Raw genomic sequence first — 568 nt, forward strand, 5'->3', positions numbered from 1 at the left:
CCCTGCCGACACTGCACCGCTATATACAACGATCTACGCAGACGTTTTGACCCGCGCTTCGTTATTCGGTTACTGCTAGCTGTAAATTTCCCCGAACTGTGCACACTCGGATCTAGTCCCGCATAAACTACCAGCTGCTTAGCATGTCCAAACTGCTTTATATCCCCTATCTCCGCTATTATAGCCGCTGCCAGCTTTTCTCCTATCCCAGAAATGGATTTCAATAAATCCACCTCTGGTAGTTCAACAGATATATCCTCCATTTGCTGTTCTAACTGCTTCAATTGGGCTTGAAATGTTAGTAGCAGCGTAATCATCCCTTTCAGCGCTTCCGTTTGAAATGGACTTATCCACCCTTCCTTTCACTTGCTTAATACCTCTTTTAATCTTATCGATTTCTCTCTTATCCAGCTTTGACTGCGAGATCTTCCAGCATGTTTTATTAGTACTTTCTCTATAATCTCCGCCTCATCCATTTGTCCTTGCAGACAGCTCTGAGCACTTGTAGTGATGTAGCTGAGTATAGGTCGCTAAACACTCCTTCATAAGCCGGAATTACTTGATCTAA

Annotated in this window: 1 protein-coding gene; it reads right to left on the reverse strand. The window is 43.8% G+C overall.

Translation table 11 applies throughout. The features are described 5' to 3' along the window. Positions 1–317: transposase (locus tag AZ66_RS29485; RefSeq protein WP_156160145.1), on the reverse strand; the 317-nt coding region annotated here is incomplete at its 3' end. Positions 318–568: the final 251 nt, after the last annotated feature.

The organism is Paenibacillus sp. E194 (assembly GCF_000935845.1).
Taxonomy (GTDB): Bacteria; Bacillota; Bacilli; order Paenibacillales; family Paenibacillaceae; genus Paenibacillus_B; species Paenibacillus_B alvei_B.